A 16583-nucleotide genomic window follows, 5' to 3' on the forward strand; every position below is an offset into this window, starting at 1 on the left:
GCGTTCTGCACGGACTCCAGCCGGACCGGCGCGTGCGCGCGGGGGCGGGGATGGCGGGCACAGTCGCCCACGGCGGAGACGCGGGGGTCGGTGACCGAGCGCAGCTGCTCGTCCACGACCACACCGTCGTCCACCGCGAGGCCGGCGTCCCGCGCCAGCTCGTCCCGGGGAGCGGCCCCGATGCCGTAGACGACGAGGTCGGCGGGCAGGACGCCCATGTCCGTGACGACCTGCCGCACCTGGTCCGTGCCCTCGATCGCCCGCACGGCCGTCCCGGTGAGGATGCGGACGCCGCTGTCCTCGTGTCTGGCCCGCAGGTGCTGCCGCAGCTCGGCGGAGACGGCCCGGCTCAGCAGCCGGTCGGCCAGCTCCACCACCGTGACGCGCGCGCCGGATGCCAAGGCGACCTGGGCGAGTCCGAGCCCGATGAACCCGCCGCCCACGACGACCACGTCGCGGGCCGTCGTCAGCGCCCGGCCGATCGCCAGGGCGTCGTCGAGCGAGCGCAGTGCGTGGATGCCGGGCAGCCCGGCGCCGGGGACGGGCAGCGGCCGGTTGCGCGCGGGTCGCCAGCACGAGGTGCTCGTAGGGGACACGCGCACCCGCGCCGGTGACCACCGTGCGGGCGTGACGTGTCGAGGGCGGTCACGCTCTCGCCCAGGCGCAGGTCGATGTCCCGCTCGCGGTAGAAGGACTCCGGCACCAGTTCGGCTCGGAGGGAGTCCGTGTGCGCCTTCTTGGACAGCGGCGGTCTCTGGTACGGCAGATGGCGCTCGTCGGCGAAGACGGTGACCGGGCCGCCGTAGCCCGTGCCCCGCAGGGCGGAGACGACGCTGAATCCGGCCTGTCCGCCGCCGACGACGACCACGCCCGCGGCGGACGTCATACCTGCTCCTCGGGCACGTGGACGACCAGCCCGTCGAGTACGTCGGAGAGCTCGATCTGGCAGCTGAGCCGGCTGGTGGGCCGGCGCTCGGCGGCGGTGAAGTCCAGCATCTCCTCCTCGACGTCGTTCGGCGGTCCCACGAGGTCACCGTGCTGTGCGTCGACGTAGACGTGGCAGGTGGCGCAGGAGGAGTTGCCTCCGCACTCCGCGACGATGCCGTCGACGCCGTTCGACACGGCGGCCCGCATCAGGACCGTGCCGGACTCGGCGGTGACCTTGCGCTGGGTGCCGTCGGGCAACTCGAAGATGACGATGGGCATGAAGTCCGCCCGATGGGGACGGCTCAGGGCTTGCCGGGCTCAGGCGGGGGGGCGTGCCGGGCTCAGGCGGAGGCGTGCCAGGTGACGTTCAGAGAGGTGGGTCCCCGGAACACCCAGCCCTCCATGCGGTCCTCCGCGCCGTCGTCGAGGCGGAGTCCCTTGAGGCGGCCGAAGACGAGAGGCCAGGCGAGGGCGCTGACCTCGTGGCGCGCGACCCACGCGCCCATGCAGAAGTGCGGACCGCCGCCGAAGGCGAGGTGCGGGCGATGGGGGCGGTCGACGTCGAACTCGTCGGCCCGCAGGAAGACCGACTCGTCCCGGTTCCCCGAGGCGATCACCAGGGCCACGCGGCTCCCGGCGGGCAGGGTCACGCCGGCGATCTCGTAGTCCTGGGTGAGCTGGCGCGGATACATGCCGATCGGCGAGATCCAGCGGGCGGTCTCCTCGAACACCCGCTTCCACAGCGCCGGCTCCGCCAGCACCCGGTCCAGCACCTCGGGGCGCTGGAGCAGCGCCCAGGCGCCCACCCCGAAGACGTCACGCGGCTCGTTGACGCCTCCGCCGACGATGACCTTGACGTTGTTCTGGGTCTCGGCGAGGTCCACCGGCTCGGGGGCGTTGACCATGGAGGAGATCACCGAGCCGTCGGGCTCACGCCGGACGGCCCCGGCCCGCTCGGCCACCGCCATTTCGATGGCGAGGGTGGCCTGCTCGGCGCGCAGCCACACGTCGGGGTCGTTCACGTAGTTGCTGTTGCCGGCCATCATCGCCCGGGACCAGTCGGCGATGTCGTCGGCGCCGGCGTTGTGCAGGCCGAGGACCAGGGCCAGGTTGGCCGCCACCAGCGGTTCCGCGAAGTCGCGGACGAGGTCGGCCTCGCCGCGTCCGGCGATCCGGTCGAGCAGCTCGTGAGCAGTGCGCTCGAAGGACCCGGCCCACAGGTCGCGGACCTGGCGGGGGCGGGTGGGCGGCTCGGCGGCGGCCCGCAGCCGCCGGTGCTCGGGGTCGTCCTCGCGGAGCATGTTGGGGCCGACGGTGCGCAGCAGCGAGCCCTCCTCGCGCGAGCTGAACACCTCCGGCAGCTTCTCGGCGTGGACGATGTCGTCGTACCGGGTGAGCAGGTGCCGTCCGACCGACGGCACCCAGGCCAGCGGTGCGGTGCGGCGCAGTTCGGCGTAGGCGGGGTTACGGGTCGTGGCGCAGCTCGGCGAGGTCGAGCTCGACGACCGGCGCGCCGGGGGCCGCGGTGGTGACGGCGCTCATGACGTCCTGCCCGCACCTATCAGGACGAAGAACATCGTGGCGGGCTCGGTGCCGGTGACGCGCCAGGCGTGGCGGGTGCCGTTCTGCACGACGATGTCGCCGGGCCCAAGGATCGCGGTCTCCCCGCCGTCCAGGTCGAGGACGATCTCGCCCGACAGGACCACGCCGTAGTCGACGGTGGGAGTGGTGTGCATGCCGGGGTTGTCGGGCTCGAAGAGCTCGGCGAGTCCGGGGGAGGTCTCCAGCTGCTCGGCCGCCGCGGCGGCGGGGTCGAAGCCGGGGTCGGCGAAGACACTGCTCGGCGGGAAGGTGACGGTCAGGGCGATCGTTTCGCCGGGGGCGGGCACGAAGGACTTCAGCGATGCCGTCGGGTCGGCCGACGGGGCGGCGGGCGCCGTCGTGTTCCACACCAGGGCCCTGGCATGGCCCGGAGTGTGGGTGCAGTGATGGGTGCGCGGCGGCTCGCCGTCACTGACGATCACGGGCTTGCCGCTGGCGCTGACACCGGTGACGACACGACGGACCATGGTTCTCTCCTTTGAGAAGCACGTCGGGGATGACGAGGGAGCGTCAGGTGTGGAGGTGGCTGGGACGTTAAGGCACGCCGAGCCGAAAACGTTAGAGGTGTGACAGTAAAGGTCCTGACGACCTGTTGTCAGGGGGAAGACGGACGGTGGCCCCCGAGGCCGGTCAGTCCACCGGCGGGGTCTCCTGGTTGACCAGCGTGCGCAGCAGGTGCACCAGCTCACCGAGCTGGTCGTCGCGCAGGATGGCCGTCCAGGCCCGCTCACGCTCGGTCTGGGCCGCGATGGCGCGCCGCAGCGTGTCGCGGCCCTCCTCGGTGAGCTCGACGATCAGCTGGCGGCGGTCGGTCTCGACGCGCCGGCGGTTGACCAGGCCGCGGTTCTCCAGCGTGGTCAGCGCGCTGGAGATGCTGGCGCGCGTGGAGCCGGAGACCCGGCCGATGTCCTGCTGGGCGAGCCCGTCGTAGGCCCACAGGGCGTTCAGGATGCGGAAGCCCGCCCAGGTCAGGCCGAGCGGCCGGTGGACGTGCCGTTCGAAGTCCTTGGTCAGCCGGGCTTCGAGGCGGGTGAGATCGGTGACCATCTCGATCGCGTCGAGGTCCCTGGGGTCGGTCGTGCCCAGCTCACGATGGTGATGGCGGAGCAGCTCCGAGAACTCCCGGGTCCGGCTCGCGCCCGTGGTCCCCGGTTCGCGCACGGTGTCGGTCACGATCTCCCACCCTTCCTGGTCCGGCCGGAACGGTGTCAGCCGGCGACGACCGGATTGACCATAGTGCCGACGCCCGTCACCTCGGTCCGCAGGACCTTACCTTCGGTCAGGTAGAGGCGCGGGGTGCGGCGGACCCCGCAGCCGGCGGGGGTGCCGGTGAAGATCAGGTCGCCGGGCTCGAACGTGACTCGCTTCGACAGCCAGGCGGTCAGCGCGGGCACGCTGAAGATGAGGTCCGAGGTGCGGCCCCGCTGCACCTCCAGGTCGTCGACCCAGCCGGCCACCTCGATGTCGTCCGGGTCCTCGAACTCGTCGACGGTCACCAGGTACGGGCCGATCGGGCTGAAGGTGTCGTACGACTTCGGCAGCGTGAACTGGTTGATCGGCTTGCGCCACTGCTCCCGGCGGTCGCTGATGTCCTGGCCGGCGGTCACGCCCGCCACGTACGACCAGGCGCCGGCCTCGGAGATGGCCTTGCCGGTCTTCCCCATCACCACCACGAGTTCCGCCGCGTAGTCGACCTTGTCGTACTGGGGCTCCACCACGATGGAGTCGTACGGACCGGCCACGGACGAGGCGAACTTGGCGAACACCGACGGCTCGTCCGGGACCGGGAGGTTGGACTCCTCGGCGTGCGCACGGTAGTTGAGGGCCACCCCGATCGCCTTGTACGGCTTGGCGACGCTGCCCAGGTCCTGCGGGTCGAACGGCTTCCAGTCCGCCTCCGCTGCACGCTCGGCCAGGGTGCGCAGCTCGTCATGGAGGGCGAGGTCGGACAGCACCTCCAGGCGCGGCTCGATCGCTCCCTTGCCGGCATCCGCGAGGTCGAGGGCGCGGTCCCCGCGCACGGCGGCGGGGCGGCCGGCGAGGCTGGCGAGCTTCATGCGGGTACTTCCTTCTGGTCGGACAACCGGGGGAGGGGCAGTGCGAGGTCGCCCTCCGTCTGGACCCCGAGGGTGTTGATGACGGTGGCGATGGTCAGGTACTGGCCGACCGTGTAGAGCACGTCGATGACCTGCTCGACGCTCAGGAGAGCCTCCAGTCGGCCCCACAGTTCGTCGTCGACGCCCTGGCGGTCGACGAGCGAGTCGGTCGCGGCGAGCAGGACCCGGTCCGGTTCGTCGAGTCCGCTCCACGCGCCGGTCGCCGCGGCGAGGATCGTCTCGTCGGCCAGCCCTGCCCGGCGGGCGATCCGGACGTGCTGGTCCCACTCGTACGCGGCCCGCGCACGGGCGGCGATCCGCAGGATCATCAGCTCCCGCGACGGCAGTGGCAGGGTGTTCTTGCCCAGCACGTGGTTGCCGAAGACGAGGAAGCGGCGCAGCGCGTCCTCGTGGTGCGCCAGGGTGGCCCAGATCGTGTAGATGCGGCCGTCCTGGTCGCGGTACGGCGCCAGCGACGAGAGCGTCTTCTCCTGCAGGTCGGCCTCTTCCACGGGCCGTACGCGGGCTTTCTCGGGCACGGAGTCCTCCTCGGCTCGATGACGTCAACGTATTCGTATGAGTCTTGACCGTCAAGGATCTAACAAATACCTCGTCCATGACGATCCAGAGCCTTGGGTACCTGGGCATCGGCACACCCGACCCGACAGCGTGGGCGGAGTACGCCCGGACAGTGATAGGCCTCGCGGTCGAGCCCGCCGCTCCCGGGGACTCGGTGCGCTACCGCCTGCGGATGGATCAACATCCGTTCCGTATGTGGCTGGCGGAGGCGGAGACCGGTGGCGTGACGGTCATCGGGTGGGAGGTCCGGGACGGGGCCGCGATCGACGAGATGACGGTGCGGCTGAAGGAGGCCGGCGTCGACGTCTTCGTCGGCACGGACGAGGAGTGCCACGACCGACAGGTGGCCCGGATGGTGCACTTCACCGGCCCGCTCGGCATCCGCACCGAGTTGTTCTGCGGCCGCCGCCTCGCCCCGAGCCAGTTCGTGTCACCGCTCGGCGCCGACTTCGTGACCGGCGAGCAGGGGCTCGGGCACGTCGTGATGAAGACGCCGCACGTGCAGGAGGCGGTCGACTTCTACCGCGACGTCCTGGGTTTCCGGCTCAGCGACACCGCCGACTACCCCTGGGGCACGTTCTACTTCCTCGGCTGCAACCCCAGACACCACAGCGTCGCCTTCATCCGGTCGTACAAGAACGAGGGCACCCACCACGTCCTGTGCGAGGTGACCACACCGGAGGAGGTCGGCCGCGCCCTGGACCGGACGCGTGAGCACGACGTCAAGCTCATGGCGACGCTCGGCAAGCACGCCAACGACGGGATGTTCTCCTTCTACATGACCTCGCCGGCCGGCTTCGGCATCGAGATCGGCGCCGGCGGTGTGCAGGTGGACGAGAGCACCTGGGTCAGCCGTGTCCACACCGCCGACATCTGGGGCCACCACCCGGTCGACTGACGCCCCCTCACCTCTCCCTGCCGGTCTTCGAGGGAAGCGGTCCGTTTCCATGCTCCAGAGCCATGTCCAGGACACCTGGGTCACTCCCACGGCCACCGAGGAATCGGCGGTCGATGTACGCGACGCGGTCACCGGCGACCTGGTCTGCCACGTCTCCTCCGAAGACCTCGACGTCGAGGGGGCGTTCGCCCACGCGCGACGGGTCGGCGGCCCGGCCCTGCGCGATCTGACCTTCCACCAGCGGGCCGCTCTCCTGGACGCGCTCGCCGCCGCCGTCCGCGCCCGCCGCGAGGAGCTGTACGCGCTCTCGGCCCGCGCCGGAGCCACCCTGACCGACGCCCGGTACGACGTGGACGGCGGCATCCGCGTCCTGCGCGACTACGCGGACCGGGCGCGTGCCGAGCTGCCGGACGCGCCGTACCTGGTCGAGGGCCCCGCCGAACGCCTGGCCCGGGGCGAGGACTTCCTCGGCGTCCACCTCTGCACGCCCTCCCCGGGCCTGATGCTCCAGGTGAACGCCTTCAGCTTCCCCGTCTGGGCGCCGCTGGAGAAGCTGGCCCAGGCGGTGCCGGCCGGTGTGCCCGGCGTGGTGAAGCCGGCCACGCCCACCGCGTACCTCACCGCACAGCTCGTCCGGATCGTCACCGACGCCGGTGTCCTGCCGCCCGGCACCCCGCAGATGGTCGTCGGCTCGGTGCGGCCCGCGCTCGGTCTGCTCCGGAAACAGGACGTGCTCTCCTTCACCGGCTCGCCGCCACCGCCGGGACGCTGCGCACGCACCCGAACCTCATGGCCCGCTCCGTCCGGTTCAACGCCGAGGCCGACTCCGTCAATGCCGTCGTCCTGGCCCCGGACGTACGGCCCGGCTCGCCCCTCCCACCTCGGCCGGCGCAGCGAGACCAGCTGGGACGAGGAGACCGGCGCGGGCCGCCTGGTCTTCCCGAACGGGACCGGCTCCCTCACCGCGACCGAGGGCGCCCTGCTGCTCGCGGTGGAGTCCGACGCCGGACACCTCGCCCTCCTGGAGGACGTCGTCGGACGTCACCTGGTCCGCTTCGGCACCAAGGACGAGCTGGTGGTCGAGTGGCACCGCGACACCGGCGAGCCCGGCACGACGCGGCGCAACGACTCCGCCCGACAGCACCTGGACCGGCACCGATCCGACGGCTGACGGCAGCTCGGCCTGCCCGGCCCACGTACTACGGGGCCCTCAGACCACGCAGCCCACATGCGCCAGCGCCTGCTTCAGCAGGACCCCGTGACCGCCCGGCATCTCGCTCTGCACCGCCGGCGACAGGGCCTCCTGCGGGCTGAACCAGACCAGGTCCAGGGCGTCCTGCCGGGGGCGGCAGTCGCCGGCCACCGGCACGACATAGGCGAGGGACACCGCGTGCTGGCGGGGGTCGTGGTACGGCGTGACCCCCTGGGTCGGGAAGTACTCGGCCACGGTGAAGGGCTGCAGGGAGGACGGAACCCGGGGGAGGGCGACCGGGCCGAGGTCCTTCTCCAGGTGCCGCAGGAGGGCGTCGCGGACGCGCTCGTGGTGCATCACCCGGCCCGACACCAGGGTCCGGCTGACCGTTCCGTCCGGGCCGATGCGGAGCAGCACTCCGATGCTGGTGACTTCGCCGCTGTCGTCGACGCGCACGGGCACGGCCTCGACGTACAGGATCGGCATGCGGGCGCGCGCCATTTCGAGCTCGTCGGGCGTCAGCCAACCCGGCGTGGTTTCGGTCATGTCAGACATTGCTTGATCATACTTTCAGAAGTGCCGGTGAAGCGGTTGTGCTCTCAGACCTCTCAGACCTCTCAGACCGATCAGCGCTCTCAGTGTTTGACGGCCACCCCGCCGAACTGCGGTACCGCGGCGGGAGTGCCGGGCTCGGCGCGCCACTGCGAGCACGACACCAGACCCGGTTCGAGCAAGTGAAGTCCGTCGAAGAACGCGGCGATGTCCTCCCGGCTACGGGCGGTGATCGGCGGCGTGGCATTCTCGTTCCAGAACTTCATGGCCGGGATCTGGCCCTCGCCGCCGAGGTCGGCGTCGAAGGTGGGGTGCGTCAGGACCAGATAGCTGCCCGGGGGCACCGTGGCCATCACGCGGCGCGCGATGTCCCGGGCCGCTTCGGTGTCGAGCACGAAGTTGAGGATGCCCAGCATCATCACCGCGACCGGCTTGCTGAAGTCCAGGGTCCCTGAGGCGCGTTCGAGGATGGCGTCCGGGTCGTGCACATCGGCGTCGATGTAGTCGGTGACGCCCTCGGAGGTGCTGGTCAGCAGGGTCCGGGCGTGGACCAGCACGATCGGGTCGTTGTCGACGTAGACGATGCGCGAGTCGGGGGCGATCCGCTGGGCGATCTCGTGGGTGTTCTCCACCGTCGGCAGTCCGGTGCCGATGTCGAGGAACTGCCGTATCCCCTGCTCCTCGGCGAGGAACCGCACCGACCGGCCCAGGAACCAGCGGTCAGCGCGGGCGATCTCCCGGATGATCGGGAACATTCCGGCCACGTGCTCGCCGACCTGCTGGTCGACCTCGTAGTTGTCCTTGCCGCCGATCCAGTAGTTCCAGACGCGGGCGTTGTGCGCCACACCGGTGTTCAGCCTTGCCGACCCGCCTGACCGGGTGTGGCTTTCGCTCACGTCTTCGCTCCTTGCTCGCGCCTGCGGCCGTCGCCGCCATTGTGCCGTCCGATGATCAGCTTGTCCCGGAAACGGCCCGAGCGGAAGAGGGCGGCCTGTTGGCGGGGAGCTCAGTCGAACTCGCCGGGGTTCGCCGCGGGCGTGCGGCCGGCCAGCACGTCCGTCAGCCGCTGGGTGCCCCGCGTCACCGCCCGCTCGAAGGAGTCGTCCTCGTCCCCGTCGAGTCCGCCGGCGGTGACGGTGAGAGCGTCGCTGCCGACGCGTACGGCGGCGACGTCGAGGGTGAGCGTGGCGGGCGTGCCGGCCGCCGTGCCCTGGACCGTCACGTGCAGGCCCTGCCGGGCGTCGCCCGTCTGCGGGACCGAGGTCTCGGTCACCTGCACGGTCCGCTGCTCGCCCGCGGCATTGGTCGCGGTGAACTGGTCGCACTTCGCCGGCAGGGACTCCAGCCAGGCCAGGCGGGAGTCCAGTGCGGCCCGGTCATAGGCGGCGACCTGGTGGAGCAGGCGGGAGTCCTCCTGCTGGAAGCCCCTGAGCGCGGACGCCCCGGACGGCTTGCCCAGCAGGTCGTCGTCGAAGAGGGCGTCGAGGAGCTTCTGGCAGTCGGCGGCGTCGGCCTTGGCGGTCAGGAAGTCCGCGACGTCGACCCTCCCGATGAGCAGAGTGTCGCGCCAGGCGGCCGCGTCCCGGACCTGTGTCCAGTCGTCCTCGAGGTCGGCCTCGGTGACCAACGCGGCCCGCGCGCCCGCCACGGTGAGGCGGCCGGTCGCGGTGGGGGTCGGTGTCTGCCGCGCGGCCAGGGGCGAGGCGGCCGGGGACTTCTCGGCGGTGGGCGACGCGGCGACGTCCGAGGCTGCCGAACCGCCACCGCCGCCGTCGTCCGAGCAGGCCGTCGTGGTCAACAGCGCGCCCGCCGCGAGGGCCGAGGCGAACAACCGGACGGGGAGGGACGGACGACAGGTCATGGCGGAAGCCTCCTGAGAGCATCGCGGTACGTGCCCTCAGCGCACCATCGGCCCCCGCGGCGCACCAGCGCACCGGACTGTTCGGGTGAGCCGCTGACCAATTCCCGGGCCCTCCCGGCCCTTCACGCCCCTGGCTGCGCCTGCCCCTGCTGCCAGACCCAGGCCGCGATCTCGACTCGGTTCCGCGCGGCCAGCTTGAGCTGGACGCTGGACAGGTGCGTCTTGACCGTGGAGAGGGAGACGTACAACTCTGCGGCGATCTCGGCATTCGTGCGGCCCAGAGCGACCAGCCGGACCACCTCGAGCTCGCGCTCGGTGAGGGGCTCGGTCGGCGGCGCGGGGCGGCGTGGGGCGGCCTGCCGCGGGGACTCGGTGACGTGCTTGAGCAGGCGGACGGTGACCGAGGGGGACACCAGCGAGTCGCCGGCCGCGGCAGCGCGGACCGCCTCCGCCAGGAGGGTCGGCCCGGAGTCCTTGAGCAGGAACCCGCACGCCCCGCCGCGCAGGGCCCCGTACACGTACTCGTCGAGGTCGAACGTGGTGACCACGACCACCCGCATCGGGTCGGGCACGTCCGGGCCCGCCAGCAGCCGTGTCGCCTCCAGCCCGTCCAGCCTCGGCATCCGGATGTCCAGCAGGCACACGTCGGGCCGCACCTCGCGGGCGAGCGCCACGGCCGTCTCGCCGTCGGCGGCCTCGGCGACCACGGTGATGTCGGGCTGTGCGTCCAGGAAGAACCGGAAACCGGTGCGGACCATGTCCTGGTCGTCGGCGATGAGGACACGGATGGGCGCGCCGGGCGGGGTGGGGCTCGTCATGGCTCGATCATGCCTCAGGGCGTGTACGGGACGACGGCCCGCCGGCTATTGCGGCGGGCCGTCGCGGCGGTGGTCGGTTGGCGGTGGTCAGTGGCGGTGGTCGGTCGGCCGTGGTCTGTGGACAGTCGTCGGTTGGCGGTGGTCGGTGACGCTGGGTCCGTCGGCGGTGGTCGGTTGGCGGTGGTCGGTGACGCTGGGTCCGTTGGCGGTGGTCTGTCGACGGAGGTCTGTCGGCAGTCGTCGGTCGACAGTGGCCAGCCGACAGTGGCCAGTCGGCGTGGTCAGTCGGCGGTCTGGGCCGGATCGGCCGTCACCTTCCGCAGCAGCGGCCTGCTGGCGCCGATCGCGGCGAACATCGCCAGTGCGCCGAGGACCACACAGGCGGCCAGTTGCAGGGCGCCGGTGGTGTCGATCCCGACGTCGGCCGCCTGGTTGAGCTTGTAGGAGCCGTAGACGCCCATCCCGGTGGTGCCGCCGGCCAGGACGACCAGCGGGAGGACCGTCTCACGGAGCCTGGCCCGGTCCAGTGCCTTCAACGGGGTGCCGGCCAGCCGCAGCAGACCGTAGACGCGCCGCCGGTCGAGGACGTTGGCCTGCCGTGCCTGCGCTGCGTCCGCGGTGACCACCGCGACCTGGCCCTGGTACCGCGAGCCCTCCATGCCCAGCTGGCTGACGGAGAAGAACCCGGCCACGAACCCGGCGAGCACCAGACCGCTGACCGTGCGCTAGGCGCCGCGCGGGTCGTCGCTGAGGCGGCGCGCGGCCAGCAGGGTCGCCGGGCGGCGGGCGTAGCGGCCCACGATCCGGCCCAGCCGGTCCACGACCCACGGGCCGAACAGCCAGAACGCGCCGTAGAACAGCACCAGCAGGGCGAGTGCCTGGCGAGGCGTCAGATCACCGCTGCCCGCGGACTGAAAGACGTACAGCAGAGCAGCCGCGAAGGCGACGAACCGGATCCAGCGGGTGCGGCGCGCGTTTGCCTGCTGGGCGACGCCCAGGGGTGACGTCGCCACCTGGCGCAGCATCGACACCGCGCTGACGGTGATGAGCGCGGTCACCGCCGCCGCCACGGCCGCGAACCACGGCAGGCCCACCCACAGCTGGCCGGTGTACCAGGTGCCGATGCCGTACGGGATCCGGGCCAGGGCGGGCAGCTCCACGTAGGCGAGCGCACCCGAACCGGTCCTCTTCTAGCGCTCGAATTTCCAGGTGATGGAGTCGGCCGTGGCCTTGACCACGGCGACGGGGATCTCGACGGGCTCGCCGTCGCTCTTCTTGCCGGAGCAGGTGAGTGTGGCTCCGACGAGGAACTTGCACTGCATCACGTACTCCTGAGGGTGCTGCGGGTCGGAGGGGAGGAAGTGGCTCCACCCTCGCCCGCGGGCACGGGCGCGCGCCTCGGCTGAACGGTCAGGCTTCAGGCGATGGCGCCTCGACCGTTCGGCCGATCCCGCCGCCGTCGGCGCCGCATACCGTGAGCGGCATGAAGTCCGTTTCCCTCCGGGGCCTGGCCCGCGGCTTCGGCATCGGAGCCCTCGCCGGGGCGGCGCTCGTCGACCTGGCCTACGCGGCCGGCAACGACGAACCCGGTATCTGGCCGGTGGCCGCCGTGCTGCTGATCGGCGCCGTCGCGGTCCTGTGGCCGGCCGGCCACCGTCCCTCCTGGCTCACGCCGCAGGTGCGTACCGTCGTACCGGCCGTGGCCTCCGGCCTCTACACCGTGGCCTCGGTGCCGTACCCGGAGGCCCTGTTCGGCCCGGGCGAGCTGGTGATCCTGCTGTGCCTGCTGTTCGTCGCCGTACGGCATTGTTCGCGCCGCTGGGTCGTGATGTGCGCCGCGCTGGACGGCGCCGCCGTCCTGGCCCTGCCGGTGCGGGCCCTGCGCGGCATGCCGGACACCATGATGGGCTTCATGCTGATCGGGCTGGTCCTGATCGGTCTCACCGTCGGGTTCGCCGCATATCTGCGCTCCATGGACTACCGCAGGACCGTCGCCGTCAGCGAGACCCGCCGGTCCGAACGCCTGGCCATCGCCGCCGACCTGCACGACTTCGTCGCCCACCACGTGACCGGGATCCTGGTGCAGACCCAGGTGGCCCGCATGATGGCGACGTCCCGGCCCGAGGACCTCGACTCCGTGCTGGCGGGCATCGAACACGCGGCGACGGAGGCGCTGGCGTCGATGCGCCGCACGGTCGGCGTGCTGCGCGACACCGGCACCGAACAGGCCGACCGCAGGCCGGTCGGTGACCTCGCGGGCATCGCCGGCCTGACCGACGGCTTCGCGAGCCCGATCCAGAAGGTTTCCCTGCTCCGCGACGCCACCGTGCCGGACGACCTCCCGCACGAGGTGCAGGCGGCGGCCTTCCGGGTCGTCCAGGAGGCGCTGACGAACGTACGGCGGCACGCGGGCGACGCCACACAGGTCACCGTCCGGCTGTGGTACGAGGCGGGCCGCCTGGAGGTGTCGGTGGCGGACGACGGCCGGGGCGGCAGCCAGCTGCCGGACGCAGCCCACGGCGGCGGCTTCGGCCTCGTCGGCCTGAAGGAGCGGGTGACCGCCCTGGGCGGCGACCTGCACGCGGGCCCGCTCATCGGCCACGGGTGGGAGGTCCGGGCGGTCTTCCCGGCCTGAGCGCCTCGCGCGCGGGCGAGCAGGCCGCCGCGCAGGCCGTCGGCGCGCAGCACCGGGGCCAGGCCGGACCCTTCCGCCCCGGACGCGACTGTTCAACGCGGGCCGGAACGTGCCGGCCGTCGCTGAGCACGCCGTACGCCATCACGACCGGCGCTCGGCGTCTCCGCCGGGGCGCCGTCGGGCGCGCGGAGGCCGCTCCGCCTCCGGCGATGGCGGCGGGCCCGGTCCCCGGGCCGGTGCGCGACCCACGCTCGATGGGTCGGACGCGACCTAGGCCCGAGGAGCTGGGCGCCGCCCACTACCGATGGGCCGGGGCGCCACCCAGGCCCAAGGCGCCGGGTGCGATCCGCTACCGATGGGCCGGGGCGCCGCCCACGCCCGAGGAGCCGGGCGCCACCGACGTCCGAGGTGCCGGGCGCCGCCCACTACCGATGGGCCGGGGCGCCGCCCACGCCCGAGGCGCCGGGCGCCACCCACGCCTGATGAGCCGGGGCGCCGGCGCCCGGCGATGCGCCGGGCTCACCGCCGCCGCGTTGCTCGCGGGCGCGGCGGCGGGCGTCGCACGACGGCCCGCGCCCAGGGACGGTGGGTGCGGGCGACACGGCGGGAGCTATGAGTCGTGCGCGCCCCGGGACGCAGCACGCGTTCGCCGCCCTCGCCGCCGGCCCGGAGCGCCGGATCGGCCGCATGCCGGGCACCGACGTCGACTTCCTGCTCGTCACCTACGGGCGGTCAGGCCAAGGAACGCCCCTACCCGGGGCCGAGCGGAGTCATCGCTTGATGCCGACCGCGCCGTACAGCGACACAGGGCCGCCCTCCTCCGCGTCCTCGCCCGCCGAGGGGTGCCAGTCCGTCAGGGACACGATCCCCGGCTCCATCAGATCAAGTCCCTTGAAGAAGCGGCCTATTTCGGCGTGCGAGCGTGCGACGAGCGTCACCCCGCTCGCCGTGTACGCCGCGATGCCCTTGCGCACGTTCTCCGGGTCGAAGTCCGCCGTCATCGCGGACAGGACCAGGCAACTGCCCGGCGTCAGCGCGTCGACCAGCGTGTCCACCAGCTCGTGGGCGCCGTCCTCGTCGGCGACGAAGTGCAGGAGCGCGATCAGTGACAGGGCGACGGGCCGGTCGAAGTCGAGGACGGACGCGGCCCCTTCGAGAATCCGCTCGGGCTCGCGCGCGTCGGCCTGGACGTACCGCGTGGCGCCCTCGGGGGTGCCGTGCAGCAGGGCCTTCGCGTGAGCGAGGACGATCGGGTCGTTGTCGACGTACACGACACGCGCGTCCGGTGCCACGGACTGGGCGATCTGGTGGAGGTTGGGCTCGGTGGGGATGCCGGAGCCGATGTCGAGGAACTGGCGGATCCCCGTCTCCCGCAGAACGACACGTGTGGCGCGTTCCATGAACCGGCGGTTGGCGCGCGCGTGCCGCGGAGCGTCGGCCTGCATCGAGGTGATCCGGCGGCCGAGTTCCTCGTCGACGGGGTAGTTGTCCTTACCGCCGAGGAACCAGTCGTAGACCCGGGCCGGATGCGGCCTGCTCGTGTCGATGCGACGGCCTGCCGACTCGGTCTCGGTCACGCGGTGCTCCTCTGTTCGCCGGTGCGTGCCAGCAGTCTGGCACGATCATCCGGCGCGGCGGAGACAGTCTTCGGCCACCTCCTTGTCCAGCGCGGCCCGCACCAACGCCGCGGCGAGCACGGCCGGTTCGGTGTCCCCGGCGAGTTCGACCAGCCGGTCCTGGTCCTTGGGCAGGCCCAGGCGTTCCGCACCCTTCAGCGCCTTGTCGTCCAGGTACGGCGCCACTTCCGGCCACACCCGCTGGACCTCGCGCAGAAAGATGTCGGCGCCGGCCGGGCCCAGCCCGGGCATCTCCTTAATCATCCGGCGCAGTTCGGAGACCTTGCCGTCCGCCTCCCTGCGCATCCGCCGCAGGTCCCCGCCCCACCGCTCGGTCAACAGCTCGGCCTCGTCGCCGAGTTGGCTGGCCGTACGCTCGTCGTAGCGCCGGTAGCCGCCGCGGCCGAGAGCGTCCACGCGCTCCTGCCAGCTCGCGTCGGCCATACGGCGCGGATCGCTCATCCCGGCCTCGTACAGCTCGCGGGCGGTGTCGACGGCGATCGAGCCACGGATGCGGGCGCTGAGCAGGTGCGCCAGGACCAGCAGTCGGTACAGGGGCTGCGGGGTGTCCTTCAGCTTGATGCCCGCCTCCTCGGCGAAGGTCTGCCCGTGGGCGCCGACGAGCTCCCGCACCACTCTCTCTCTGCTGCTCATGGCTTCAGCGGGTCGTGGCCGAGCGTCATCAGCCGGTGCCGACGGCGCGTCTCCTCGGCCTCGGGCTCGTTCTCCACGTCCGTCTGCGCGGTGACGGTGTCGACGACCTCCTGCATCGTGCGGATGTCGTCCTCGGTGAGATCCGTGCGCCGCTTCTGCAGAATCGCCAGGACGTGCTGCCCCGTGGGCGTGCCCGCCTGGTCCGGCAGCGGCTCCACGGTCTCGTCGGCGTCGCTCACCCGCAGCCAGGCGGCCAGCTCCTGCGAGGTCATGTTCACCACGCGGTGGAAGTCCTCCCACAGCGCGTCGAGTTCGAGGGCGTCGGTCATCGCGTGCCCCTTCCGTACGTATGTGCTCGGACCGGGCGCCGGTCAGCCCTCCTTGGGCCAGTTCTCCGCGTCGAACATCCAGCGCTGCTTCTCCAGCTCCGCGGTGACGGTGATCAGCAGGTCCTGGGTGACCCGATCGGCCTCGTCGGTCGCCTCGATGCGCTCGCGCAGTCGCCCGATGGCCGCCTCCAGGGCCTCGACCATCACCTCGACGACGTCGTTGTCCCGCACCCAGCCGTCCTTCGGGCCCGGCAGCGTGAACGCCGACGCGATCGTCTCGGGCCGCCCGTCGGGCGGCATGCCGAGCGCCGCCGCGCGCTCCGCGACCGTGTCGGAGAACTCGCGTGCGGCCGAGACCAGTTCGTCGAGTTGCAGGTGGATCGACCTGAAGCGCGGCCCCACGAGGTTCCAGTGCGCCTGCTTCCCGGTGAGGGAGAGCCCGAGAAGATCCACCAGAGTGCTCTGCAGCGCATCCCCGACGACCTGACGGGCCGAGTCGGGAATCGTGCTCTTCACAACAGTCATACCGTGCTTCTCCTTCTGGCGTCGTCTCTGGCGGTACGGAGCAGTGCGTCGCGTTCCTCCTCACAGGTCCCGCCCCACACACCCGACGTCGGCCCGCCGTCCAGCGCGAAGTCCAGGCACGGGCTGATCACCGGGCAGCGAGCACAGATGCGCTTGGCCGCCGCGATGTCCCGCAGCGCCGGTCCTTCGGTGCCCACGGGGAAGAACAACTCGGGGTCCTCACCCACGCAGGCCGCTCGCCGCAACCACTCCATGCGGGCGCGGGTGCCCAGGGCGAACCGGTGCAAACACAGCGCCCG

At 72.0% G+C, this 16583-nt stretch carries 20 protein-coding genes and 2 pseudogenes; 3 read left to right on the forward strand and 19 right to left on the reverse strand.

Annotated features, from left to right (window positions below):
* Positions 1-47: 47 nt before the first annotated feature.
* From ABT063_RS14355 to ABT063_RS14390, 8 genes and pseudogenes are all read right to left on the reverse strand, one after another.
* Positions 48-548, reverse strand: a pseudogene (locus ABT063_RS14355) (FAD-dependent oxidoreductase); the annotation flags it as partial.
* Positions 467-886, reverse strand: a complete 420-nt coding sequence (locus tag ABT063_RS14360) for an FAD-dependent oxidoreductase (RefSeq protein ID WP_351057592.1) — start codon at positions 884-886, stop codon at positions 467-469. The pseudogene ABT063_RS14355 and the gene ABT063_RS14360, both read right to left, overlap by 82 nt.
* Complete coding sequence (locus ABT063_RS14365; RefSeq protein ID WP_351057593.1) at positions 883-1206, reverse strand: 2Fe-2S iron-sulfur cluster-binding protein; 324 nt, start codon at positions 1204-1206, stop codon at positions 883-885. The genes ABT063_RS14360 and ABT063_RS14365 overlap by 4 nt, the downstream gene beginning before the upstream one ends.
* 62 nt (positions 1207-1268) lie before the next feature.
* Entirely contained in the window at positions 1269-2348 is a 1080-nt protein-coding gene (locus ABT063_RS14370) for a cytochrome P450 (protein ID WP_351057594.1), read from the reverse strand.
* 117 nt (positions 2349-2465) lie between these two features.
* Complete coding sequence (locus tag ABT063_RS14375; protein ID WP_351057595.1) at positions 2466-2996, reverse strand: cupin domain-containing protein; 531 nt, start codon at positions 2994-2996, stop codon at positions 2466-2468.
* 163 nt (positions 2997-3159) lie between these two features.
* Positions 3160-3702 (reverse strand): MarR family winged helix-turn-helix transcriptional regulator, encoded by a 543-nt coding sequence (locus ABT063_RS14380; protein ID WP_351057596.1) that lies wholly within the window; start codon positions 3700-3702, stop codon positions 3160-3162.
* Between the two features lie 35 nt (positions 3703-3737).
* Complete coding sequence (locus tag ABT063_RS14385) at positions 3738-4586, reverse strand: fumarylacetoacetate hydrolase family protein (protein WP_351057597.1); 849 nt, start codon at positions 4584-4586, stop codon at positions 3738-3740.
* Positions 4583-5164, reverse strand: a complete 582-nt coding sequence (locus ABT063_RS14390) for a carboxymuconolactone decarboxylase family protein (RefSeq protein WP_351057598.1) — start codon at positions 5162-5164, stop codon at positions 4583-4585. The genes ABT063_RS14385 and ABT063_RS14390 overlap by 4 nt, the downstream gene beginning before the upstream one ends.
* Positions 5165-5241: 77 nt before the next feature.
* Here ABT063_RS14390 and ABT063_RS14395 point away from each other — a divergent pair, with 77 nt between their 5' ends.
* On the forward strand, positions 5242-6102 hold the full coding sequence (locus ABT063_RS14395) for a VOC family protein (RefSeq protein WP_351057599.1): 861 nt from the start codon (positions 5242-5244) through the stop codon (positions 6100-6102).
* A gap of 49 nt (positions 6103-6151) precedes the next feature.
* On the forward strand, positions 6152-7273 hold the full coding sequence (locus tag ABT063_RS14400) for an aldehyde dehydrogenase family protein (RefSeq protein ID WP_351057600.1): 1122 nt from the start codon (positions 6152-6154) through the stop codon (positions 7271-7273).
* Between the two features lie 39 nt (positions 7274-7312).
* On the opposite strand, the gene ABT063_RS14405 is transcribed toward ABT063_RS14400, so the two are convergent.
* From ABT063_RS14405 to ABT063_RS14430, 6 genes and pseudogenes are all read right to left on the reverse strand, one after another.
* Positions 7313-7849, reverse strand: coding sequence for an NUDIX hydrolase family protein (locus tag ABT063_RS14405; protein ID WP_351057601.1), 537 nt, complete (start codon positions 7847-7849; stop codon positions 7313-7315).
* A gap of 80 nt (positions 7850-7929) precedes the next feature.
* Positions 7930-8742, reverse strand: a complete 813-nt coding sequence (locus ABT063_RS14410; RefSeq protein WP_351057602.1) for an SAM-dependent methyltransferase — start codon at positions 8740-8742, stop codon at positions 7930-7932.
* Between the two features lie 110 nt (positions 8743-8852).
* The gene (locus ABT063_RS14415; RefSeq protein WP_351057603.1) at positions 8853-9707 is read right to left on the reverse strand and encodes a hypothetical protein; all 855 of its coding nucleotides are present in this window, start codon (positions 9705-9707) and stop codon (positions 8853-8855) included.
* Positions 9708-9829: 122 nt separating this feature from the next.
* Positions 9830-10525 (reverse strand): response regulator, encoded by a 696-nt coding sequence (locus tag ABT063_RS14420; protein WP_351057604.1) that lies wholly within the window; start codon positions 10523-10525, stop codon positions 9830-9832.
* 281 nt (positions 10526-10806) lie between these two features.
* Positions 10807-11703: pseudogene (locus ABT063_RS14425) on the reverse strand (FtsX-like permease family protein); the annotation flags it as partial.
* Positions 11704-11715: 12 nt separating this feature from the next.
* Positions 11716-11847 (reverse strand): hypothetical protein, encoded by a 132-nt coding sequence (locus ABT063_RS14430; protein ID WP_351057605.1) that lies wholly within the window; start codon positions 11845-11847, stop codon positions 11716-11718.
* 161 nt (positions 11848-12008) lie between these two features.
* Between ABT063_RS14430 and ABT063_RS14435 the strand changes: the two genes are divergently transcribed.
* Positions 12009-13160 carry a sensor histidine kinase gene (locus ABT063_RS14435; protein WP_351057606.1) on the forward strand — a complete coding sequence of 384 codons (1152 nt, stop codon included), beginning with the start codon at positions 12009-12011 and terminating at the stop codon, positions 13158-13160.
* 770 nt (positions 13161-13930) lie between these two features.
* Here ABT063_RS14435 and ABT063_RS14440 read toward each other — a convergent pair.
* Genes ABT063_RS14440 through ABT063_RS14460 form a run of 5 tightly spaced genes read right to left on the reverse strand, consistent with a single transcriptional unit; the run spans position 13931 to position 16571 of the window.
* The gene (locus ABT063_RS14440) at positions 13931-14737 is read right to left on the reverse strand and encodes an SAM-dependent methyltransferase (RefSeq protein ID WP_351057607.1); all 807 of its coding nucleotides are present in this window, start codon (positions 14735-14737) and stop codon (positions 13931-13933) included.
* 45 nt (positions 14738-14782) lie between these two features.
* Positions 14783-15430: an endonuclease gene (locus tag ABT063_RS14445; RefSeq protein WP_351057608.1), complete on the reverse strand. Its 648-nt coding sequence runs from the start codon at positions 15428-15430 to the stop codon at positions 14783-14785.
* A complete protein-coding gene (locus ABT063_RS14450) occupies positions 15427-15759 on the reverse strand; it encodes a DUF3140 domain-containing protein (RefSeq protein WP_351057609.1) in 333 nt (110 codons plus the stop codon). Before ABT063_RS14450 ends, ABT063_RS14445 begins: the two co-directional genes overlap by 4 nt.
* A gap of 42 nt (positions 15760-15801) precedes the next feature.
* A complete protein-coding gene (locus ABT063_RS14455; RefSeq protein ID WP_351057610.1) occupies positions 15802-16284 on the reverse strand; it encodes a Dps family protein in 483 nt (160 codons plus the stop codon).
* Positions 16281-16571 (reverse strand): WhiB family transcriptional regulator, encoded by a 291-nt coding sequence (locus tag ABT063_RS14460; RefSeq protein WP_351057611.1) that lies wholly within the window; start codon positions 16569-16571, stop codon positions 16281-16283. The genes ABT063_RS14455 and ABT063_RS14460 overlap by 4 nt, the downstream gene beginning before the upstream one ends.
* Between the last annotated feature and the right edge of the window lie 12 nt (positions 16572-16583).

This window comes from Streptomyces sp. NPDC002838, assembly GCF_040295365.1.
Classification (GTDB): Bacteria; Actinomycetota; Actinomycetes; order Streptomycetales; family Streptomycetaceae; genus Streptomyces.